Genomic DNA, 21,462 nt, shown 5'->3' with positions numbered 1-21,462 from the left:
AGGACCTCGGCGAGGACGTGCACTTCCGCCACCGGTACTCGGGTCTGCGGCTCATCGCGGCGCGCGACGGGCGCTGCTGCACCGTGCCCATCGGCTGGCGGGCGAGGACCGACCATGTCCATGGGCTGCGGGAGGCCGACGATGTGCGCATCGAGCTGACGCCCGGGGTGCAGTAGGCGCGGCGTCGGAGTCCGCGGGACGTGGCCGGAGCCCGGGCTCCGGGGGCCGCGACCCGAGTGCCCCGCTCGGCCGCCGGGTCCGCCCGACCGGCACAATGGGGCGCGTGACCCGAGCCTCGCTGGACAAGCAGCCGCATGAAGTCGCCTCCATGTTCGACGACGTGGCGGCCAACTACGACCTCACCAACGACGTGCTCTCGCTCGGCCAGGACCGGCGCTGGCGGCGGGAGGTCGCCAGGGCGGTGGACGCGCGGCCCGCGCAGAAGGTGCTGGATCTGGCGGCCGGGACCGGGACGTCGTCGATGCCGTTCACCGAGAGCGGAGCGTACGTCGTGCCCTGCGACTTCTCGCTCGGGATGCTGCGCCAGGGCAAGAAGCGCCACCCGTGGCTGCCGCTGACCGCGGGCGACGCGATGAGACTGCCGTTCAGGGACGACGTCTTCGACGCGGTGACGATCTCCTTCGGACTGCGCAACGTCCAGGACACCGGGGCGGCGCTGCGCGAGATGCTCCGAGTGACCAAGCCCGGCGGGCGGGTGGTGATCTGCGAGTTCTCGCATCCTGTCTGGGCGCCGTTCCGGACGGTGTACGAGGAGTACCTGATGCGGGCGCTGCCGCCGGTGGCGCGGGCCGTGTCGTCCAGCCCCGACGCGTACGTCTATCTCGCCGAGTCGATCCAGTCGTGGCCCGAGCAGGCCGAGCTGGCGCGCATGCTCCAGCGGGCCGGCTGGTCGAAGGTCGCCTGGCGCAATCTGACCGGCGGGATCGTGGCCCTGCACCGGGGGTTCAAGCCCGTCGGCCGGTGATCGGCGCGCCCCCATAGACTGCACACGTCCTGTGCCTTCGGTACGCAATAACGAGCAATCGGGAGCCCCCGCCGTGACCGAGCCCCTCTCCGAACACACCGCCGATGTGATCGTCGTCGGGGCAGGCCCGGCCGGCTCCACAACCGCCTACCACCTGGCCAAGTCCGGGCTGGACGTCCTGCTGCTGGAGAAGACCGCCTTCCCGCGCGAGAAGGTCTGCGGCGACGGCCTCACGCCCCGCGCCGTCAAGCAGCTGGTGGCGATGGGCGTCGACATCTCCGAGGAAGCCGGCTGGCTGCGCAACAAGGGCCTGCGGATCATCGGCGGAGGGGTGCGGCTCCAGCTCGACTGGCCGGATCTGGCCTCGTACCCGGACTACGGACTCGTCCGCAAGCGCGACGACTTCGACGAGCAGCTCGCCCGGCAGGCGCAGAAGGCGGGTGCGCGGCTGTACGAGCGCTGCAACGTCGGCGCCCCGGTCCTCGACGACCGCACCGGCCGCATCACGGGCGTGCACGCCAAGCTGGGCGAGGAGAAGCGGGACGTGGTCTTCCGCGCCCCGCTCGTCGTCGCCGCCGACGGCAACTCCTCCCGGATCTCGCTGGCGATGGGCCTGCACCGCCGCGAGGACCGCCCCATGGGGGTGGCCGTGCGCACCTACTTCACCTCGCCCCGCCACGACGACGACTATCTGGAGTCCTGGCTGGAGCTGTGGGATCGTCGCGGGCCCGGCGAGGACCGGCTGCTGCCCGGCTATGGCTGGATCTTCGGCATGGGCGACGGCACCTCCAACGTCGGCCTCGGCGTGCTGAACACCACCGCCTCCTTCCGGGAGCTGGACTGGCGCGAGGTGCTCAAGACATGGTGCGCCTCCATGCCGGAGGACTGGGGGTACGTCCCCGAGAACATGACCGGCCCGATCCGCGGCGCGGCGCTGCCCATGGCCTTCAACCGGCAGCCGCACTACACCCGCGGCCTGCTGCTGGTCGGCGACGCGGGCGGCCTGGTCAACCCGTTCAACGGCGAGGGCATCGCGTACGCCATGGAGTCCGGCCAGATCGCCGCGGACGTCATCGTGCAGGCCCACGCGCGGCGCACCCCGGCCCAGCGCGAGGCCGCCCTGCTCCACTACCCCAAGGTCCTCAAGGACACCTACGGCGGCTACTACACGCTCGGCCGGGCGTTTGTGAAGCTCATCGGCAATCCGAAGGTCATGAAGATCGCCGCCCAGCGCGGACTGACGCATCCGGTGCTGATGAAGTTCACGCTGAAGATGCTGGCGAACCTGACCGACCCGACGGGCGGCGATGCGATGGACCGCATCATCAACGGCCTGTCGAAAGCGGCGCCGAAGGCCTGAAACCGACGGCTTGAACCGACGGCCTGAACTGAAGGCCTGAACCGAAGTCTGAAACGAAGGCCTGCAACGTGAGGGCCGCCGCTCCCGGACGGGGGAGCGGCGGCCCTCACGGCGTGGGCGCCGCGGTCACAGCACGCGGACCGCGCCCGTCGCCGGGTAGCCCGAAAGGTCCTGGATCACCACGCCCTTGCCGGGGTTGGCGGCGTCGAGGTACTGGCCGTTCCCGATGTAGACGCCCGTGTGGTACGCGGAGCCCGCGGCGCCCCAGTAGAGGATGTCGCCGACCTGGAGGTTCGACAGGCTCACCTGGGTGCCCGCGGTCGACTGGGCCTGCGAGACGCGCGGCAGCTCGACGCCGACCTGGCGGAACGCGGCCTGGACCAGGCTGGAGCAGTCCCAGGCGTTGGGGCCGGTGGCGCCCATGATGTAGGCGTCGCCGAGCTGTGCCTTCAGGAAGCTGATGACGGTCGCCACGCTGCCCGTGGCCTGCTGCGAGCTGCTGCCGGAGGAGCCGGCGCTCGCGGAGGAGCCGGAGGAGGCGCTGTACGAGGACAGGGAGGTCCGCTCGGCGGTGCGGGAGGCACGCTCCTCGGCCTCGGCCTCGGCGCGCTTCCTGGCCTCCTCCTTCGCTGTGGCCTCAGCCTTGCGGTCCGCCTCTTCCTTGGCCTTCTTGGCGGCCTTTGCGGCCTTCTCCGCGGCGGCGTCCTCCTGGGCGCGCAGTTCGTTCTGCTGCGCCTGGAGTTCGAGGTCGACGGCGACCTGCTGGGTGGCCGCGGCGGCCTGCGCCGCGGCGACCGAGAGGTCGGCGGTGATCGTGGGCATCTCGATGGTCTCGGTCACCGGGTCGGCGTTCGCCGGACCGGCCGCACCGGCCACCGCAAAGGTGCTGAGGACGCCACCGGCAACTCCGGCGCGCAGCGAGAGCTTCGAGGCGCTGCGGCGGGGCTTCCGGTGGCTGGGTATGTGAGCGGTCTGGGACATGAGAACAACCGCTATCAAGCCGGCACGGTTCCGTTCAAGAAACGTGTGTTGCGCCACAGTTGCGCGCGGAACCCTTGAATCCGCTTCCCGCGGGCCTTTATTGACGCCGTAACGGTCAAAACGGGCATGCGTGATCACGGCTGTGATCACGGGCTTTCTGTGAAACGCCCGAATTGCCGGGGGCCTACCACTCCCGCGGTCCGTTGGCCAAGCCCGCTTTCGGCGACCCTCGGGGCGAGTGGTGCAGGTCACAGAAAGGTCACCGCTTGGCGGCGTCTCGATTGCTCGTGAATGTGTGAACGAGTGCGCGACCCGGCGGCGGCCGTCCACTTCGCTCCGATGAGGCCCCCGCGTGAGTGACTACGGGTCCAATATCACCCGGAACGGTCCGTTGCGAATTTGCATGTAGCTCCCATCATTTGATATGGCAAACATGCTTCGACCAGCGGAAACGAGCTTGGATGTCACGTATCGCAACCACTCGGATGCTTCGCGTATGAAGATCACTTCTCATCCGGCTTCATGATCGTTCGTCAGGTGTCAGAGATCACAAACTCCCTGCCGTACCCCGTGTCGCAGATCACAGACCGGCAGGCATAGGATGCGTGGCAGTCGGGCTTGTGAACTGCCTCACATATGCACGATCTTCGCGAGGCGGCGATGGGAAAGCCCGGTGCGGTCCAACGGTCAAGGACGACTGGAAGGAGCGAGGAGGGTGAATGTCTACGCGCCCATCCTTGTGCTCGGCGCCCTCGGGGCAGGGTTTGCGATCTTCTCCGTGGTCATGGCCACGCTCATCGGCCCCAAGCGCTACAACCGGGCGAAGCTCGAGGCGTACGAGTGCGGCATCGAGCCCACGCCCACGCCGGCCGGCGGCGGCCGCTTCCCGATCAAGTACTACCTGACGGCGATGCTCTTCATCGTCTTCGACATCGAAATCGTCTTCCTCTACCCCTGGGCCGTCACCTTCGACGCGCTGGGGCTTTTCGGGCTTGTGGAGATGGTGCTCTTCGTTCTGACCGTCTTCGTCGCCTACGCCTACGTATGGCGGCGCGGCGGCCTGGAATGGGACTGAGCGACCAGAGGGCCAGGACTACTCAAGCGGCGTCAGGAGCACACCAATGGGACTCGAAGAGAAGCTGCCGAGCGGCTTTCTGCTGACCACCGTCGAACAGGCCGCGGGCTGGGTGCGCAAGTCATCCGTCTTCCCGGCGACCTTCGGGCTGGCCTGCTGCGCCATCGAGATGATGACGACCGGCGCCGGCCGGTACGACCTGGCCCGCTTCGGCATGGAGGTCTTCCGCGGCTCGCCGCGCCAGGCCGATCTGATGATCGTCGCGGGGCGGGTCAGCCAGAAGATGGCGCCTGTCCTGCGGCAGGTCTATGACCAGATGGCCAACCCCAAGTGGGTGATTTCCATGGGGGTTTGCGCTTCATCGGGTGGAATGTTCAACAATTACGCGATTGTGCAGGGCGTTGATCATGTTGTCCCCGTCGACATCTATCTGCCAGGCTGCCCGCCCCGCCCGGAGATGCTGATGGACTCGATCCTCAAGCTCCACGAGAAGATCCGGACGTCCAAACTCGGCGTCAATGCGGAGGAAGCGGCCCGCGAGGCGGAGGAGGCGGCCCTCACCGCGCTCCCCACCATCGAGATGAAGGGGCTGCTGCGATGAGCGAGCCCACCGAGCCGAACCCCGAGAAGGAGCTCAGCCAGCAGAACCTGCCGGGCCAGCGGGGCGAGCACGGCGAGGAGATCCGCGTCCAGCGCGGCATGTTCGGCGCCGACAACGGCGGCGACACCTCCGGCTACGGCGGACTCGTCCGCTCCGTACGGCTGCCGGGCCCGGCCACCCGCCCGTACGGGGGCCCGGGCGGCGAAGCCGCATACGGTGAGTTCGACGAGGTCGCCGACGAGCTCGAAGGCGCGCTGGAGGAGCAGGGGCTCGTCCCCGAGAACGCCATCGAGAAGACGGTCGTCGACCGCGGCGAGCTCACCTTCCACATCGCCCGCGAGCATCTGGCGCTCGTCGCCCGCACCCTGCGCGACGACCCCGCGCTCCGCTTCGAGCTGTGCACCGGCGTCAGCGGGGTCCACTACCCGCAGGACACCGGCCGCGAGCTGCACGCCCTCTACCATCTGCGCTCGCTCACACACGGCCGGCTGCTCCGCCTGGAGGTCTCGGCCCCGGACGCCGATCCCCACATCCCGTCCCTGGTGTCGGTCTATCCGACCAACGACTGGCACGAGCGCGAGACCTACGACTTCTTCGGGCTCGTCTTCGACGGACATCCGGCCCTCACCCGGATCATGATGCCGGACGACTGGCAGGGCTTCCCGCAGCGCAAGGACTACCCCCTCGGCGGCATCGCCGTCGAGTACAAAGGCGCCCAGATCCCGGCTCCGGACCAGCGGAGGTCGTACTCATGACAACGCCATCTGCTTCGGCGCGCGAGACCACCGAGGGGCCCGTCTACACGGTCAGCGGCGGCGACTGGGACGAATTCGTCCGGTCCACGGCCAAGGCCGACGACGAACGCATCGTCGTCAACATGGGACCCCAGCACCCCTCCACCCACGGCGTCCTCCGCCTCATCCTGGAGATCGACGGCGAGACCGTCACCGAGGCCCGCTGCGGCATCGGCTACCTCCACACCGGCATCGAGAAGAACCTCGAATTCCGCACCTGGACGCAGGGCACCACCTTCGTCACGCGCGCGGACTATCTGACGCCGTTCTTCAACGAGCAGGCGTACTGCATGGGTGTGGAGCGGCTGCTCGGCATCGAGGACCAGATCCCGGAGCGCGCCCAGGTCATCCGGGTGCTGCTGATGGAGCTCAACCGGATCTCCTCGCATCTGGTGGCCATCGCCACCGGCGGCATGGAGCTCGGCGCCACCACGATCATGATCTACGGCTTCCGCGACCGGGAGATGATCCTCGACGTCTTCGAGCTGATCACCGGGCTGCGGATGAACCACGCCTTCATCCGCCCCGGCGGACTCGCCCAGGACCTGCCGCCCGGCGCCATCGACCAGCTGCGCGAGTTCCTCAAGACCATGAAGAAGAACCTGCCGGAGTACGACAAGCTCGCCACCGGCAACCCCGTCTTCAAGGGCCGGATGCAGGGCATCGGCTACCTCGACCTCGCCGGCTGTATGGCCCTCGGCGTGACCGGCCCGATACTGCGCTCCACCGGACTCGCGCACGACCTGCGCAAGACCAACCCCTACTGCGGCTACGAGACCTACGACTTCGACATCCCGACCGCCGACACCTGCGACTCCTACGGCCGCTTCCTGATCCGCCTGGAGGAGATGCGGCAGTCGATGCGCATCGTCGAACAGTGCCTGGACCGGCTGGAGCCGGGCCCGGTGATGGTCGCCGACAAGAAGATCGCCTGGCCCGCGCAGCTGGCGCTCGGCCCCGACGGGCTCGGCAACTCCCTGGACCACATCAAGAAGATCATGGGCACCTCCATGGAGGCCCTGATCCACCACTTCAAGCTGGTCACCGAAGGCTTCCGGGTCCCGCCCGGGCAGACGTACGCGGCCGTCGAGTCACCCCGCGGCGAGCTGGGCGCCCATGTCGTCTCCGACGGCGGCACCCGCCCCTACCGGGTGCACTTCCGCGACCCGTCCTTCACCAATCTCCAGGCCGTGGCGGCGATGTGCGAAGGCGGCCAGGTCGCCGACGTCATCGTGGCCGTGGCGTCCATCGACCCCGTGATGGGAGGCGTCGACCGGTAATGACGGACGTATCTCTGGGGATGCCCCAGCTGCCCGCCCCCGCCTACCCGGCCGACGTACGGGCCAGGCTGGAGGCCGACGCCAAGGAGATCATCTCCCGCTATCCGCACAGCCGCTCCGCGCTGCTGCCGCTGCTGCACCTGGTGCAGTCCGAGGAAGGCCATGTCTCCCGCACCGGCATGCGGTTCTGCGCGGAGATGCTGGACCTGACCACCGCCGAGGTCACCGCCGTCGCCACCTTCTACACCATGTACCGGCGCAAGCCGTCCGGCGACTACCAGGTCGGCGTCTGCACCAACACCCTGTGCGCGGTCATGGGCGGCGACGCCATCTTCGCCGAGCTCCAGGAGCACCTCGGCGTCGGCAACGGCGAGACCACTGAGGACGGCAGGGTCACTCTGGAGCACATCGAGTGCAACGCCGCCTGCGACTTCGCGCCGGTGGTGATGGTCAACTGGGAGTTCTTCGACAACCAGACGCCCCAGAGCGCCCGGCGGCTCGTCGACGACCTGCGGGCGGGCCGCCCCGTCCAGCCCACCCGCGGCGCCCCGCTGTGCACCTTCAAGGAGACCGCCCGCATCCTCGCCGGCTTCCCCGACGAGCGCCCCGGCGCGGTCGAGGCCACCGGCGGCGCGGGGCCCGCCTCCCTCACCGGGCTGCGCCTGGCCAAGGGGGAGAAGCCCGCGGCACGGGTGGTCTCCCAGCGCGCCGAGACCGTGCAGGAGCCCCCGGTGCACGAGCCCTCGCCCACCGAGCACCCCAGCTCACATGACGAGCCGCAGCAGACCTCCGACTCCGACCCGGCACACCCCGCCGGTCCCACGACAGAGGAGGGGGAGTGATGACCGTGTCCACCGAATACGGGGGCGCGTCCCAGCCGGAGGCCGGGGGAGGCGCAAGCCCGGAGAAGCTCCTCGCGCCCGTGCTCTCCGCCTTCTGGGACGAGGAGAAGTCCTGGACCCTTCAGACCTACCGGCGCCACGAGGGCTACGAAGGGCTGCGCAAGGCGCTCGCCATGGCGCCCGACGACCTCATCGCGTACATCAAGGACTCCGGGCTCCGCGGCCGCGGCGGCGCCGGCTTCCCCACCGGAATGAAGTGGCAGTTCATTCCGCAGGGCGACGGCAAGCCGCACTACCTCGTCGTGAACGCGGACGAGTCGGAGCCCGGCACCTGCAAGGACATCCCCCTGCTGTTCGCCAATCCGCACTCCCTCATCGAGGGAATGATCATCGCCTGCTACGCGATCCGCTCCAGCCGCGCCTTCATCTATCTGCGCGGCGAAGTGGTCCCCGTGCTGCGGCGGCTCCACCTGGCGGTCCGCGAGGCGTACGAGGCCGGCTACCTCGGCGCGAACATCCTCGGCAGCGGACTCGACCTCGACATCACCGTGCACGCGGGCGCGGGCGCGTACATCTGCGGCGAGGAGACCGCGCTGCTGGACTCCCTGGAAGGGCGGCGCGGCCAGCCCCGGCTGCGGCCCCCCTTCCCCGCGGTCGCCGGTCTGTACGCGTGCCCCACCGTGGTGAACAACGTCGAGTCCATCGCATCGGTTCCCGCGATCGTCAACCGCGGCAAGGAGTGGTTCCGGTCGATGGGCAGCGAGAAGTCCCCCGGCTTCACGCTCTACTCGCTCAGCGGCCATGTCGCCAGCCCCGGCCAGTACGAGGGACCGCTCGGCATCACGCTGCGCCAGCTCCTCGACATGAGCGGCGGGATGCGCCCCGGCCACCGGCTGAAGTTCTGGACCCCCGGAGGCTCCTCCACCCCGCTGCTCACCGACGAACACCTCGACGTCCCACTGGACTACGAGGCCGTGGGCGCGGCCGGGTCCATGCTCGGCACCAAGGCGCTCCAGTGCTTCGACGAGACCACCTGCGTGGTGCGCGCCGTCACCCGCTGGACCGAGTTCTACGCCCATGAGTCCTGCGGCAAGTGCACCCCCTGCCGGGAGGGCACCTACTGGCTCGTCCAGCTGCTGCGCGACATCGAGGAGGGCAAGGGCGTGATGAGCGACCTCGACAAGCTGAACGACATCGCCGACAACATCAACGGCAAGTCGTTCTGCGCCCTCGGCGACGGCGCAGCCTCGCCGATCTTCTCCTCGCTGAAGTACTTCCGCGAGGAGTACGAGCAGCACATCACCCAAGGCGGCTGTCCCTTCGACCCCGCGAAGTCCACGGCATGGGCCGACAAGCACCTGGAGGCGCGGTCATGACCGTCACCACGTCCAACAGCGCGGGAGGGGGCGCCGTGCCCGCCGAGGACCTGGTCGCCCTCACCATCGACGGCGTCGAGATCTCCGTGCCCAAGGGGACGCTGGTGATCCGGGCCGCCGAGCAGCTCGGCATCGAGATCCCCCGCTTCTGCGACCACCCGCTCCTCGACCCGGCAGGCGCCTGCCGCCAGTGCATCGTCGAGGTCGAGGGCCAGCGCAAGCCGATGGCGTCCTGCACCATCACCTGCACCGACGGCATGGTCGTCAAGACCCAGCTCAGCTCCCCGGTCGCCGAGAAGGCCCAGCGCGGCGTGATGGAACTGCTGCTGATCAACCATCCGCTGGACTGCCCGGTCTGCGACAAGGGCGGCGAGTGCCCGCTGCAGAACCAGGCCATGTCGCACGGCGACGCCGAATCCCGGTTCGAGGGCAGGAAGCGCACCTTCGAGAAGCCCGTGCCGATCTCCCCTCAGGTGCTGCTCGACCGCGAGCGCTGCGTCCTGTGCGCACGCTGCACCCGCTTCTCCAACCAGATCGCGGGCGACCCGATGATCGAAATGCTGGAGCGGGGCGCGCTCCAGCAGGTCGGCACCGGCGTGGGCGACCCCTTCGAGTCGTACTTCTCCGGCAACACCATCCAGATCTGCCCGGTGGGCGCGCTCACCTCGGCCGCGTACCGCTTCCGCTCCCGCCCCTTCGACCTGGTGTCCTCGCCCAGCGTGTGCGAGCACTGTGCGGGCGGCTGCGCCACCCGCACCGACCACCGGCGCGGCAAGGTCATGCGGCGGCTCGCCGCCGACGATCCGGAGGTCAACGAGGAGTGGCTGTGCGACAAGGGCCGGTTCGCCTTCCGCTACGCCCAGCAGCGCGACCGGCTCACCGGACCGCTGGTGCGCAACCGGGACACCGGTGAGCTGGAGCCCGCCGGCTGGCCGGAGGCGCTGGCCGCGGCCGCCGAAGGACTGGCCGCCGCACGCGGCCGGGCCGGGGTGCTGGCGGGCGGCCGGCTGACCGTCGAAGACGCCTACGCCTACGCCAAGTTCGCGCGCGTCGTCCTCGACACCAACGACGTCGACTTCCGCGCGCGCGTGCACAGCAGCGAGGAGGCCGACTTCCTTGCCGCCAGGATCGCCGGCCGCGGCCGCGACCTGGACTCCACCGGTGTGACCTACACGGCGCTGGAGAAGGCCCCGGTCGTGCTGCTGGCCGGGTTCGAGTCCGAGGAGGAGGCGCCCGGCGTCTTCCTGCGGCTGCGCAAGGCGAACCGGAAACACGGCCAGCGCAGCTTCGCGCTCGCCACGCACGCCACGCGAGGCCTGGTCAAGGCCGGTGGGACCCTGCTGCCCGCCGCGCCCGGCACCGAGACCGAGTGGCTGGACGCCCTCGCCGCGGGCGTCGGCCTGGACGGCGACGGCGAGGCGGCCGCCCGGGCGCTGCGGACCGAGGGCGCGGTGCTGATCGTCGGCGAGCGGCTCGCGGGCGTGCCCGGCGCGCTGACCGCCGCCGTGCGCGCCGCGACGGCCACCGGGGCGCGGCTGGTGTGGATTCCGCGCCGGGCGGGCGAGCGCGGCGCGGTCGAGGCGGGCGCGATCCCCTCGCTGCTGCCGGGCGGCCGCCCCGCCACCGATCCGCGCGCTCGTGAGGAGACCGCGGCCGTATGGCGCGTACGGGAGCTTCCGCACCGCTACGGCCGCGACACCGGCCAGATCGTGGAGGCCGCCGCCACCGGCGAGCTGGCAGCGCTGCTGGTCGGCGGGGTCGAGGTGGCCGACCTGCCCGACCCGGCACGCGCGCGTGAGGCGCTCGCCCAGGCGTTCACCGTCTCGCTTGAGCTGCGGCCCGGCGACGTCACGGCACATGCCGATGTCGTTCTTCCGGTTGCGGCCGTCGCAGAGAAGCCCGGCGCCTTCCTCAACTGGGAAGGCCGGGTGCGGATGTTCGAGGCCGCTCTCAAGCCGGACCAGCTGACCCGTACGCCCGCCCCGGCGGACGCACGTGTGCTGCATATGCTCGCCGACGCGCTCGACCACGACCTCGCCCTGCCCGACCTGCGGTCCGTGCGGCGGGAGATGGACCGGCTCGGCCGCTGGGACGGGCCGCGGGCCGGCGAATCCGTGGCGCCGGCGCGGTCGCTGCCGCACCCCGGCCCCGGAGAAGCGGTCCTGGGCGGCCATCGGATGCTGCTCGACCAGGGCGTTCTCCAGGAGGGCGACCCGGCGCTGGCCGCCACCCGGCACGCGGCCGTGGCCCGGCTCTCGGCGACCACCGCCGCCGAGACCGGCGTCAAGGACGGCGACATGCTCCAGGTGTCCGGACCGGCGGGCGCGGTGCGGCTGCCGCTTCAGGTGAGCGAGATGCCCGACCGGGTGGTGTGGCTGCCGCTGAACTCCGCGGGCGGCGGCGTCCTGGCGGACACCGGCGCCCGCCCCGGTGAACTGGTGCGCATCACGGCGGCTCCGGGAGCGCCGGAGACGGCTGAGAGTGAGGTGGAGGCATGACGGCGAACCCGGCTCTGGCTCTTGAGCACCTGGCCCTTGAAGACCTGTCCATGTTCGGGCGGGACCCCTGGTGGCTCATCGTCGTCAAGGCGGTGTTCTGCTTCGCCTTCCTGATGGTCACCGTGCTCTTCTCCATCGTGTGGGAGCGCAAGGTGGTGGCCTGGATGCAGCGGCGCATCGGCCCCAACCGGCACGGCCCCTGGGGGCTGCTGCAGTCGCTCGCCGACGGCGTCAAGCTGATGCTGAAGGAAGACCTGGTCGTCCGGCGGGCCGACAAGGCGGTCTATGTCCTCGCGCCGGTCGTGGCCGCGATCCCCGCCTTCATGGCATTCGCCGTGATCCCCTTCGGACCGGCGGGCAACGAGGTCTCGATCTTCGGCCAGCGCACCACGATGCAGCTCACCGATCTGCCGATCGCGATGCTGTACATCCTCGCGGTCGCCTCGGTCGGCATCTACGGCATCGTGTTGGCCGGCTGGTCCTCCGGATCGACCTACCCGCTGCTCGGCGGACTGCGGGCCTGTGCGCAGATGATCTCGTACGAGATCGCGATGGGCGCGGCCTTCGCCTCCGTCTTCCTCTACTCCGGGTCGATGTCGACCTCAGCGATTGTGGAAGCGCAGGCGGACCGCTGGTACGTGGTGCTGCTGCCGGTGTCGTTCCTGATCTATGTGGTGACGATGGTCGGCGAGGTCAACCGCGCACCCTTCGACATGCCGGAGTCCGAAGGCGACCTGGTCGGCGGCTTCAACACCGAGTACAGCTCCATCAAGTTCGCGATGTTCATGCTGGCCGAGTACATCAACATGGTCACGGTCGCGGCGGTGTCGGTGACCCTCTTCCTGGGCGGCTGGCGGGTCCCGTACCCGGTGTCCGCCGTCTGGGAGGGCGCGAACCACGGCTGGTGGCCGCTGCTCTGGTTCACGCTCAAGCTGCAACTGCTGCTGTTCTTCTTCATCTGGCTGCGCGGCACGCTCCCGCGGGTCCGCTACGACCAGCTGATGAAGCTCGGCTGGAAGGTGCTCATCCCCGTCTCGGTGGTCTGGCTGATGCTGGTCGCCACCGTGCGGGCACTGCGGAACGAGAACTACGACTTCCAGCAGATCGTGCTGTACGTCGGCGGCGCGGTCCTCGCCGTCCTGCTGCTGTCCTTCGTCGCGGACCTCTTCCGGGGCCGGCAGGAGAAGGCGGAGGAGGAGGCGGCGGTCAAGCGGGAGCCCGCCGAGTTTGACCCGATGGCCGGCGGATTCCCCGTGCCGCCGCTGCCCGGACAGACCCTGCCGCCCGTGCCGCGCCGCAGGCCGCGCCGCGAGCGCGAGCTGATTGCCAGTGGTGGACCCGGCAGTGACAGCGGCGGGGGACACCCCCGAACCCCCGGGGACAGTGACGGAAAGGAGGCTGACGGTGTCTGAGGAGAACGAGACCACATCCACATCCGCGCAGGCGTCCGCGTTCCACAATCCCGTGGCCGGCTTCGGCGTGACCTTCAAGGCCATGTTCAGGAAGCGGCTGACCGAGCAGTACCCGGAACAGCGGAAGGTCACAGCACCGCGCTTCCACGGCCGGCACCAGCTCAACCGCCATCCCGACGGCCTGGAGAAGTGCGTCGGCTGCGAGCTGTGCGCCTGGGCCTGCCCCGCCGACGCCATCTACGTCGAAGGCGCGGACAACACGGACGAGGAGCGCTACTCCCCGGGCGAGCGCTACGGCCGCGTCTACCAGATCAACTACGCCCGCTGCATCTTCTGCGGGCTGTGCATCGAGGCCTGTCCGACGCGCGCGCTGACGATGACCAACGAGTTCGAGCTGGCCGACAGCAGCCGGGCCAACCTCATCTTCACCAAGGACCAGCTCCTCGCCGGTCTGGAGGAGGGCATGGTCGACAGCCCGCACGCCATCTATCCCGGGATGGACGAGCAGGACTACTACCGGGGGCTGGTGACCGAGGCCGCACCCGGCACCGTCCGGCAGCAGCCCGGGTCCCAGGAGGACGACGAGAAGGAGAAGCGGCAGGAGGAGGTGGCGGACGCATGAACACCACCCTCGCCGCCACCCTGACCTCCACCGGCGAGGCCGTCCAGTTCTGGATCCTCGGCACCGTCGCCGTCGTCGGGGCGCTGTGCACCATCCTGATGAAGAAGGCCGTGCACAGTGCGCTCTGCCTGGCCGGGACCATGATCGTGCTGGCGGTGTTCTACCTCGCCAACGGCGCCTACTTCCTGGGCGTCGTACAGATCATCGTCTACACCGGCGCGATCATGATGCTGTTCCTGTTCGTCGTCATGCTCGTCGGCGTGACCGCGGCGGACTCTCTGAAGGAGACCCTCAAGGGACAGCGCTGGCTCGCTGCGGGCTGCGGTCTCGGCTTCGGCATCCTGCTGATCGCCGGCATCGGCAATGCCTCGCTGTCGACGTTCAACGGCCTGGGCGCGGCCAACACCGCCCACGGCGGCAATGTCGAGGGGCTCGCCCGGCTGCTCTTCACCCGCTATGTGTTCGCCTTCGAGATCACCGGCGCACTGCTGATCACCGCCACGGTGGGAGCCATGGTGCTGACCCACCGGGAGCGCACGGAGCGGGCCAGGACCCAGCGCGAACTGGCCGAGCAGCGCGTCAGGGAAGGCAAGCAGCTGCCCCCGCTGCCCGCACCCGGCGTCTACGCCCGGCACAACGCGGTGGACATCGCCGGGCTGCTGCCCGACGGCACCCCGTCCGAGCTGACCGTCAGCAAGACCCTGCGGGAGCGGGACCAGGTCCGCGATGTGTCGAGCGAGGCGCTGAACGACCTCAAGGCACTGGAGCAGCGCTCCGAGGAGCGGCTCGGCCGGGACGAGGAGGCGGTCAAGTGAACCCCGTCAACTATCTCTATCTCGCGGCGCTGCTGTTCACCATCGGCGCGGCGGGCGTGCTGATCCGGCGGAACGCGATCGTGGTGTTCATGAGCGTGGAGCTGATGCTCAACGCCTGCAATCTGTCGCTCGTCACCTTCTCCCGGATGCACGGCAACCTCGACGGCCAGATCGTCGCCTTCTTCACGATGGTCGTCGCCGCCGCGGAGGTCGTGGTCGGTCTCGCGATCATCGTGTCGCTGTTCCGCTCCCGTCACTCGGCCTCGGTCGACGACGCCAGCCTGATGAAGCTGTAAGGGGACGCTGACCGTGGACAATCTGATTGCGCTGCTGATCGCGGCGCCACTGCTCGGAGCGGCGCTGCTGCTGTGCGGCGGACGGCGGCTCGACGGCGCCGGGCACTGGGTCGCCACCGTGCTCGCCTTTGTGTCCTTCCTCTTCGGCACGGTGCTCTTCGCCGACATGCTGGGCAAGGCCGCGGACGACCGGACCCTGCACCAGCAGCTGTTCAGCTGGATTCCCGTCGAGGGCTTCCAGGCGGACGTCGCCTTCCAGCTGGACCAGCTGTCGATGACATTCGTCCTGCTGATCACCGGTGTCGGCTCGCTCATCCATCTGTACTCCGTCGGATACATGGAGCACGACGAGCGCCGCCGCCGTTTCTTCGGCTATCTGAACCTCTTCCTCGCGGCCATGCTGCTGCTGGTCCTCGCCGACAACTATCTGCTGCTGTACGTCGGCTGGGAGGGCGTCGGCCTCGCCTCGTATCTGCTCATCGGCTTCTGGCAGCACAAGCCGAGCGCGGCGACGGCCGCCAAGAAGGCGTTCCTGGTCAACCGGGTCGGCGACATGGGCCTGTCGATCGCGGTGATGCTGATGTTCACCACCTTCGGCACCTTCGCCTTCACTCCGGTGCTGGAGTCGACCGGAGAGACCAGCGAGGCCATGCTGACGGCCATCGGACTGCTGCTGCTGCTGGCCGCCTGCGGCAAGTCCGCCCAGGTGCCGCTGCAGTCCTGGCTCGGGGACGCGATGGAGGGCCCCACGCCCGTCTCCGCCCTGATCCACGCGGCCACCATGGTGACTGCCGGCGTCTATCTGATCGTCCGCTCCGGCGCGATCTTCAACGCCGCGCCGGACGCACAGCTCGCGGTCGTGGTCGTCGGCGCGGTCACGCTCCTCTTCGGTGCGATCATCGGTTGCGCCAAGGACGACATCAAGAAGGCGCTGGCCGGATCCACCATGTCGCAGATCGGCTATATGGTCCTGGCGGCCGGGCTCGGCCCGATCGGCTACGCCTTCGCCATCATGCACCTGGTGACGCACGGCTTCTTCAAGGCCGGACTGTTCCTCGGCGCCGGATCGGTCATGCACGGCATGAACGACGAAGTCGACATGAGGAAGTACGGCGGCCTGAGGAAGTATCTGCCGATCACCTTTGTGACGTTCGGGCTCGGCTATCTCGCCATCATCGGCGTGCCGCCGTTCTCCGGATTCTTCTCCAAGGACAAGATCATTGAGGCGGCCTTCGCCCAGGAGGGCGCCCGGGCCTGGATCTTCGGGGGCATCGCGCTGCTGGGCGCCGGCATCACCGCCTTCTATATGACCCGCGTGATGCTGATGACCTTCTTCGGCAAGCAGCGCTGGCAGCCGGACGCCGAGGGCGAACAGCCGCATCCGCACGAGGCGCCGCGCACCATGACGATCCCGATGATCCTGCTCGCGGTCGGCTCGGTCGGGGCCGGAGCGTTCTTCAGCATCGGCGACCGGTTCGTCAACTGGCTCGCCCCCGTCACCGAATTCGAGCACCCCCACCCGGTGATCAGCGTGCCGGTCATCACCGCGTCCACCATCGCGGTGCTGCTGGTCGGCGCGGCCCTCGCGTATGCGATGTACGGCACCCGACCGGTGCCCGTCACCGCCCCGCGCGGCTCGCTGCTCACCCGGGCCGCCCGCCGCGACCTCCTCCAGGACGACTTCAACCATGTGGTCCTGGTCCGCGGGGGCGAGCATCTGACCCGCTCGCTCGTCTATGTCGACCACACCCTGGTCGACGGGGTGGTCAACGGCACGGCCGCCGGCTTCGGCGGCCTCTCCGGCCGGCTGCGCAAGCTGCAGAACGGCTACGCCCGCACCTATGCGGTCTCGATGTTCGGAGGTGCAGCGGTGCTGATCGCCGCGACCCTGCTGATGAGGGCGGTCTGACCATGTCCTTTCCCCTGCTGACGGCGACGGCGGCGCTTCCCGCGGTCGGGGCGGTCGCTGTCGCCGCCGTCCCCGCCGCCCGCCGCACCGCGGCCAAATGGCTCGCACTGCTCTTCTCGCTCGGCACGCTGGCGCTGGCCGTGACCGTGCTCGTACGGTTCGAGCCGGGCGGCGCGCGCTATCAGCTCACCGAATCCCATGCCTGGATCGCCGACTTCGGAGTCCGCTACGAGCTGGGTGTGGACGGCATCGGGGTGACGCTGCTGGCGCTCACCGCCCTGCTGGTTCCCTTCGTCATCGCAGCCGGCTGGCACGACGCCGACCCCTCCCCCGACTCCGGCGGAGAGGCGCCGGCCGAGACGAAGCACTATCGATGGCGGCCGACCCAGGGCTTCTTCGCGCTGATCCTGATGGTCGAGGCGATGGTGATCCTCTCCTTCGAGGCCACCGACGTCTTCCTCTTCTACATCCTCTTCGAGGCCATGCTCATCCCGATGTACTTCCTCATCGGCGGCTTCGGAGACCGCGCCCATGCGCAGGGCGAGGAGGCGGCCGCCACCCAGCGGTCGTACGCGGCCGTGAAGTTCCTGCTCTACAACCTGGTCGGCGGGCTGATCATGCTGGCCGCCGTCATCGGGCTCTATGTCGTCGCCGGGAGCTTCTCGCTGGGCGAGATCGCCGCGGCGCGGGCGAGCGGCGAGCTGGAGATGGCGACCAACACGGAGCGGCTGCTCTTCCTCGGCTTCTTCTTCGCCTTCGCGATCAAGGCCCCGCTGTGGCCGCTGCACACCTGGCTGCCCAACGCGATGGGCGAGGCGACCGCTCCCGTCGCCGTGCTGATCACGGCGGTCGTCGACAAGGTCGGCACCTTCGCGATGCTCCGCTTCTGCCTCCAGCTCTTCCCCGAGGCGTCGAAGTGGGCCACCCCGGTGATCATCGTGCTGTCGCTGATCAGCATCGTCTACGGCGCGCTGCTCGCGGTCGGCCAGCGCGACATCAAGCGGCTGATCGCCTACGCCTCGATCTCCCACTTCGGCTTCATCATCCTCGGCATCTTCGCGATGACCAGCCAGGGCCAGTCCGGCGCGACGCTCTACATGGTCAACCACGGCATCTCGACGGCCGCGCTGATGCTGGTGGCCGGGTTCCTGATCTCGCGGCGCGGCTCGCGTCTCATCGCCGACTACGGCGGGGTGCAGAAGGTGGCGCCGGTGCTCGCGGGCACATTCCTGGTGGGCGGCCTGGCGACGCTGTCACTGCCCGGACTCGCGCCCTTCGTCAGTGAGTTCCTGGTCCTGGTCGGCACGTTCACCCGCTATCCGGCCGCCGGGATCGTCGCCACCTTCGGCATCGTGCTGGCGGCGCTCTACGTCCTGGTGCTCTATCAGCGCACCATGACCGGCCCGGTCAAGGAGGAGGTGCGGTCCATGCCTGACCTCCGGGTGCGTGAGCTGGCGGTGGTCGCCCCGCTGATCGCGCTGCTGATCTTCCTGGGCGTCTATCCGAAGCCGGTCACCGAGATCGTCAATCCGGCCGTGGAGCACACCATGTCCGATGTTCAGCAGCAGGACCCCCGGCCCGATGTGGAGGCAGCCAAGTGAGCGCTTCAGCTGTCCACAGCCTGTGGACGACGGCGGCACAGCAGCCGGTCGACTCGATCCCGGCACCGCATATCGAGTACTCCCAGCTCTCCCCCATGCTGATCGTCGTGGGCGCGGCGGTCCTCGGGGTGCTGGTGGAGGTGGTCGTCCCCCGCAAGGCCCGCTACCACTCGCAGCTGTTCCTCTCGGTCACGGCGCTGGCCGCCGCCTTCGCGGCGGTCGTCGGCCTGGCGGCCACCGGCCACGGCACGACCAAGGTGCAGATCGCGGCGATGGGCGCGATCGCGGTGGACGGGCCCGCGCTGTTCCTGCAGGGCACGATCCTGCTGGCCTCCCTGGCAGCGGTGTTCACCTTCGCCGAGCGGCGGCTCGACCCGCGGGCGCACGGCAAGCATGTCGACTCCTTCGTCGCGCAGGCCGGTTCGGTGCCCGGCGGCGAGGGCGAGCAGGCCGCGGTGCGGGCCGGGTTCACCACCACCGAGGTGTACCCGCTGATGCTGTTCGCGGTCACCGGCATGCTGGTCTTCCCGGCGGCCAACGACCTGCTGACGCTCTTCATCGCCTTGGAGGTCTTCTCCCTTCCGCTCTATCTGCTGTGCGCACTGGCCCGCCGCAAGCGGCTGATGTCGCAGGAGGCCGCGGTCAAGTACTTCCTGCTGGGCGCGTTCTCCTCAGCCTTCCTGCTGTTCGGGATCGCGCTGCTGTACGGCTACGCGGGCTCGGTGTCGTACGCCCGGATCGCGGAGGTCGTCGACGGCAGCGTCCGCGCGATCGACCCGGCGCTCGCCCAGACCATGGGCAATGACGCACTGCTGCTGATCGGCGGTGCGATGCTGCTGATGGGCCTGCTGTTCAAGGTGGGCGCCGTGCCGTTCCATATGTGGACCCCGGACGTCTACCAGGGTGCGCCGACCCCGGTGACCGGCTTTATGGCCGCTGCCACCAAGGTCGCCGCGTTCGGCGCTCTGCTCCGCCTGCTGTACGTGGTGCTGCCGGGCCTGAACTGGGACTGGCGGCCGGTGCTGTGGGGCGTGGCGATCGTGACCATGCTCGGCGGCGCGATCGTGGCGATCACCCAGACCGACATCAAGCGGCTGCTGGCCTACTCGTCCATCGCACACGCGGGCTTCATCCTGGCCGGTGTGATCGCGCTGACGCCCGATGGGATCTCGTCCGTCCTCTTCTACCTGGCCGCGTACTCCTTTGTGACGATCGGCGCGTTCGCCGTGGTGACGCTGGTGCGGGACGCGGGCGGCGAGGCGACGCACCTGTCCAAGTGGGCGGGGCTGGGCCGGCGGTCGCCGCTGGCCGCCGCGGTCTTCGCGGTGTTTCTGCTCGCTTTCGCCGGCATTCCGCTGACCAGCGGCTTCGCCGGCAAGTTCGCCGTCTTCAAGGCGGCGGCGGAGGGCGGTGCGGGGGCGCTGGTGGTGATCGGCGTGATCGCGTCGGCCATCGCCGCGTTCTTCTACATCCGGGTGATCGTGCTGATGTTCTTCAGCGAGCCCAAGCCGGAGGGCCCCACGGTCGCCGTCCCCTCGCCGCTGACGATGACCACGATCGCGGTCGGCGTCGCGGTGACGCTGGCGCTGGGGGTGGCCCCGCAGTACTTCCTGGACCTGGCGGGCCAGGCGAGCGGATTCGTGCGGTAGCCGTGCCCTGCGGCCTGAAGGCCGTGTCCTCAATCGCCGGACGGGCTCTTGTGAGCCTCGCCGGCGATTGAGGCGCGGGAGTTCGGGTGGGGGCCCCGGGTCAAGGCCGACCGCGGTTCAGCGCGTCGGCCGCACCCGCCCCGTGACCTCGCCCAGCCCCACGCGTGTGCCGTCCGGCCCCGGCGCCCATGCCGTCATCGTGACCTCGTCGCCGTCTTCCAGGAACGTGCGCTTCCCTTCGGGAAGGTCGAGGACGTCGCGGCCGTTCCAGGTCAGTTCCAGCAGCGAGCCCCGCTGGTGGACCTCGGGGCCGCTGACCGTGCCGGAGCCGAAGAGGTCGCCGGTGCGCAGCGACGCGCCGTTGACCGTCATATGGGCGAGCTGCTGGGCGGCCGTCCAGTACATCGTGGCGAACGGCGGCTCCGCGATCACATGGCCGTTGAGCGCGACTGTGATCCGCAGGTCGTAGCCGCCGGGCTCGTCCTGCGCCGAGTCGTCCAGATACGGCAGCAGTTCGACGTCGCGGGCGGGCGGGGCGACCCTGGCCTCCTCCAGCGCCAGAAGCGGGGTGACCCATGCGGAGACGGAGGTGGCGAAGGACTTGCCGAGGAACGGCCCGAGCGGCACATACTCCCAGGCCTGGATGTCACGGGCGGACCAGTCGTTCAGCAGAAACAGGCCGAAGACATGGTCCCTGAAGTCTCCGAGCCCCACCGGGCGGCCCGGTTCGGAGGGCGTTCCGACCAGGAAGCCGACCTCCGCCTCGATGTCGAGCTTCACGGACGGGCCGAAGACGGGCGCGGCGTCGGCCGGGGTCTTGCGCTGGCCGGAGGGCCGCACCACATCGGTGCCGGAGACGACGACCGTTCCGGAGCGGCCGTGGTAACCGATGGGCAGATGCTTCCAGTTGGGGGTGAGCGGCTCACCGTCCGGGCGGAACATCCGGCCCACGTTGGCCGCGTGGTTTTCGCTGGCGTAGAAGTCGACGTAGTCCGCGACCTCGTAGGGGAGGTGCACGGTGAGCGAGTCCAGCGGGTGCAGCAGCGGCTCGATCTGCGGCCGGTGCGCGGGCACGGTGACCCAGGCGGTGATCGCCCGCCGCACGTCCTGCCATACGGTCCGCCCGGCGGCCAGCAGAGGGTTGAGGCTCGGCTGCGCCAGCAGGGCGGCGTACGGGGAGCCGAGGGCGTGGGCCGCGGCCCCGAGGTCGAGCGCGTGGCCGCCGATGCGGACGCCGAGCCTGCGGTGCTCGGGTTCGCCGGCCGTGGTGAAGACGCCGTACGGGAGGTTGTGCGGGCCGAAGGGATCGCCCTCGGGGAGATCGAGCGGGCTCTGCTCGGGCATCGGTGCTTGCCTCGCTTTCCAC

19 protein-coding genes are annotated in these 21,462 nt (G+C 69.5%); 17 read left to right on the top strand and 2 right to left on the bottom strand.

Annotated elements, in window-relative coordinates; genetic code table 11:
- Window positions 1-17: 17 nt before the first annotated feature.
- From QCN29_RS23730 to QCN29_RS23720, 3 genes are all read left to right on the top strand, one after another.
- The gene (locus QCN29_RS23730; protein ID WP_279930652.1) at window positions 18-176 is read left to right on the top strand and encodes a hypothetical protein; all 159 of its coding nucleotides are present in this window, start codon (window positions 18-20) and stop codon (window positions 174-176) included.
- A gap of 107 nt (window positions 177-283) precedes the next feature.
- Window positions 284-985: a demethylmenaquinone methyltransferase gene (locus tag QCN29_RS23725; protein WP_240135431.1), complete on the top strand. Its 702-nt coding sequence runs from the start codon at window positions 284-286 to the stop codon at window positions 983-985.
- Window positions 986-1,058: 73 nt separating this feature from the next.
- Window positions 1,059-2,345 (top strand): geranylgeranyl reductase family protein, encoded by a 1,287-nt coding sequence (locus QCN29_RS23720; protein WP_279930651.1) that lies wholly within the window; start codon window positions 1,059-1,061, stop codon window positions 2,343-2,345.
- A gap of 126 nt (window positions 2,346-2,471) precedes the next feature.
- Here QCN29_RS23720 and QCN29_RS23715 read toward each other — a convergent pair whose 3' ends face one another.
- Window positions 2,472-3,326, bottom strand: coding sequence for a C40 family peptidase (locus tag QCN29_RS23715; RefSeq protein ID WP_279930650.1), 855 nt, complete (start codon window positions 3,324-3,326; stop codon window positions 2,472-2,474).
- Between the two features lie 715 nt (window positions 3,327-4,041).
- Between QCN29_RS23715 and QCN29_RS23710 the strand changes: the two genes are divergently transcribed.
- Genes QCN29_RS23710 through nuoN form a run of 14 tightly spaced genes read left to right on the top strand, consistent with a single transcriptional unit; the run spans window position 4,042 to window position 20,096 of the window.
- Window positions 4,042-4,401 carry an NADH-quinone oxidoreductase subunit A gene (locus QCN29_RS23710; RefSeq protein ID WP_240135428.1) on the top strand — a complete coding sequence of 120 codons (360 nt, stop codon included), beginning with the start codon at window positions 4,042-4,044 and terminating at the stop codon, window positions 4,399-4,401.
- A gap of 46 nt (window positions 4,402-4,447) precedes the next feature.
- Window positions 4,448-5,002 (top strand): NuoB/complex I 20 kDa subunit family protein, encoded by a 555-nt coding sequence (locus tag QCN29_RS23705; protein ID WP_240135427.1) that lies wholly within the window; start codon window positions 4,448-4,450, stop codon window positions 5,000-5,002.
- A complete protein-coding gene (locus QCN29_RS23700) occupies window positions 4,999-5,757 on the top strand; it encodes an NADH-quinone oxidoreductase subunit C (RefSeq protein WP_279930649.1) in 759 nt (252 codons plus the stop codon). The genes QCN29_RS23705 and QCN29_RS23700 overlap by 4 nt, the downstream gene beginning before the upstream one ends.
- Complete coding sequence (locus QCN29_RS23695) at window positions 5,754-7,076, top strand: NADH-quinone oxidoreductase subunit D (protein WP_279930647.1); 1,323 nt, start codon at window positions 5,754-5,756, stop codon at window positions 7,074-7,076. The genes QCN29_RS23700 and QCN29_RS23695 overlap by 4 nt, the downstream gene beginning before the upstream one ends.
- Entirely contained in the window at window positions 7,076-7,918 is an 843-nt protein-coding gene (gene nuoE / locus QCN29_RS23690) for an NADH-quinone oxidoreductase subunit NuoE (protein ID WP_279930646.1), read from the top strand. Before QCN29_RS23695 ends, nuoE begins: the two co-directional genes overlap by 1 nt.
- Window positions 7,918-9,294 (top strand): NADH-quinone oxidoreductase subunit NuoF, encoded by a 1,377-nt coding sequence (gene nuoF, locus QCN29_RS23685; RefSeq protein ID WP_279930645.1) that lies wholly within the window; start codon window positions 7,918-7,920, stop codon window positions 9,292-9,294. The genes nuoE and nuoF overlap by 1 nt, the downstream gene beginning before the upstream one ends.
- The gene (locus QCN29_RS23680; RefSeq protein WP_279930644.1) at window positions 9,291-11,792 is read left to right on the top strand and encodes an NADH-quinone oxidoreductase subunit G; all 2,502 of its coding nucleotides are present in this window, start codon (window positions 9,291-9,293) and stop codon (window positions 11,790-11,792) included. The genes nuoF and QCN29_RS23680 overlap by 4 nt, the downstream gene beginning before the upstream one ends.
- Window positions 11,789-13,204: an NADH-quinone oxidoreductase subunit NuoH gene (gene nuoH, locus QCN29_RS23675; RefSeq protein WP_279930643.1), complete on the top strand. Its 1,416-nt coding sequence runs from the start codon at window positions 11,789-11,791 to the stop codon at window positions 13,202-13,204. The genes QCN29_RS23680 and nuoH overlap by 4 nt, the downstream gene beginning before the upstream one ends.
- Window positions 13,197-13,826 (top strand): NADH-quinone oxidoreductase subunit NuoI, encoded by a 630-nt coding sequence (gene nuoI / locus QCN29_RS23670; RefSeq protein ID WP_240135420.1) that lies wholly within the window; start codon window positions 13,197-13,199, stop codon window positions 13,824-13,826. The genes nuoH and nuoI overlap by 8 nt, the downstream gene beginning before the upstream one ends.
- Window positions 13,823-14,641 (top strand): NADH-quinone oxidoreductase subunit J, encoded by an 819-nt coding sequence (locus tag QCN29_RS23665; protein WP_279930641.1) that lies wholly within the window; start codon window positions 13,823-13,825, stop codon window positions 14,639-14,641. The genes nuoI and QCN29_RS23665 overlap by 4 nt, the downstream gene beginning before the upstream one ends.
- Window positions 14,638-14,937 carry an NADH-quinone oxidoreductase subunit NuoK gene (nuoK, locus tag QCN29_RS23660; RefSeq protein WP_240135418.1) on the top strand — a complete coding sequence of 100 codons (300 nt, stop codon included), beginning with the start codon at window positions 14,638-14,640 and terminating at the stop codon, window positions 14,935-14,937. Before QCN29_RS23665 ends, nuoK begins: the two co-directional genes overlap by 4 nt.
- Before the next feature lie 13 nt (window positions 14,938-14,950).
- On the top strand, window positions 14,951-16,846 hold the full coding sequence (nuoL, locus tag QCN29_RS23655; protein WP_279930640.1) for an NADH-quinone oxidoreductase subunit L: 1,896 nt from the start codon (window positions 14,951-14,953) through the stop codon (window positions 16,844-16,846).
- A gap of 2 nt (window positions 16,847-16,848) precedes the next feature.
- Complete coding sequence (locus QCN29_RS23650; RefSeq protein WP_240135416.1) at window positions 16,849-18,447, top strand: NADH-quinone oxidoreductase subunit M; 1,599 nt, start codon at window positions 16,849-16,851, stop codon at window positions 18,445-18,447.
- On the top strand, window positions 18,444-20,096 hold the full coding sequence (gene nuoN / locus QCN29_RS23645; protein ID WP_279930639.1) for an NADH-quinone oxidoreductase subunit NuoN: 1,653 nt from the start codon (window positions 18,444-18,446) through the stop codon (window positions 20,094-20,096). Before QCN29_RS23650 ends, nuoN begins: the two co-directional genes overlap by 4 nt.
- Window positions 20,097-20,213: 117 nt before the next feature.
- On the opposite strand, the gene fahA is transcribed toward nuoN, so the two are convergent.
- Window positions 20,214-21,440 (bottom strand): fumarylacetoacetase, encoded by a 1,227-nt coding sequence (gene fahA / locus QCN29_RS23640; protein WP_279930638.1) that lies wholly within the window; start codon window positions 21,438-21,440, stop codon window positions 20,214-20,216.
- Window positions 21,441-21,462 lie beyond the last annotated feature (22 nt).

The organism is Streptomyces chengmaiensis (genome assembly GCF_029846775.1).
Lineage (GTDB): Bacteria > Actinomycetota > Actinomycetes > Streptomycetales > Streptomycetaceae > Streptomyces > Streptomyces chengmaiensis.
This window is presented reverse-complemented; position numbering and strand designations above follow the sequence as displayed.

Bases quoted from the DNA above. Each gene is read 5' to 3' on its own strand.
- QCN29_RS23700 (WP_279930649.1), top strand. From the start codon at position 4,999: ATGAGCGAGCCCACCGAGCCGAACCCCGAGAAGGAGCTCAGCCAGCAG.
- nuoH (WP_279930643.1), top strand. From the start codon at position 11,789: ATGACGGCGAACCCGGCTCTGGCTCTTGAGCACCTGGCCCTTGAAGAC.
- nuoF (WP_279930645.1), top strand. From the start codon at position 7,918: ATGACCGTGTCCACCGAATACGGGGGCGCGTCCCAGCCGGAGGCCGGG.
- QCN29_RS23705 (WP_240135427.1), top strand. From the start codon at position 4,448: ATGGGACTCGAAGAGAAGCTGCCGAGCGGCTTTCTGCTGACCACCGTC.
- QCN29_RS23650 (WP_240135416.1), top strand. From the start codon at position 16,849: ATGTCCTTTCCCCTGCTGACGGCGACGGCGGCGCTTCCCGCGGTCGGG.
- QCN29_RS23695 (WP_279930647.1), top strand. From the start codon at position 5,754: ATGACAACGCCATCTGCTTCGGCGCGCGAGACCACCGAGGGGCCCGTC.
- QCN29_RS23665 (WP_279930641.1), top strand. From the start codon at position 13,823: ATGAACACCACCCTCGCCGCCACCCTGACCTCCACCGGCGAGGCCGTC.
- nuoE (WP_279930646.1), top strand. From the start codon at position 7,076: ATGACGGACGTATCTCTGGGGATGCCCCAGCTGCCCGCCCCCGCCTAC.
- QCN29_RS23715 (WP_279930650.1), bottom strand. From the start codon at position 3,326: ATGTCCCAGACCGCTCACATACCCAGCCACCGGAAGCCCCGCCGCAGC.
- fahA (WP_279930638.1), bottom strand. From the start codon at position 21,440: ATGCCCGAGCAGAGCCCGCTCGATCTCCCCGAGGGCGATCCCTTCGGC.
- QCN29_RS23680 (WP_279930644.1), top strand. From the start codon at position 9,291: ATGACCGTCACCACGTCCAACAGCGCGGGAGGGGGCGCCGTGCCCGCC.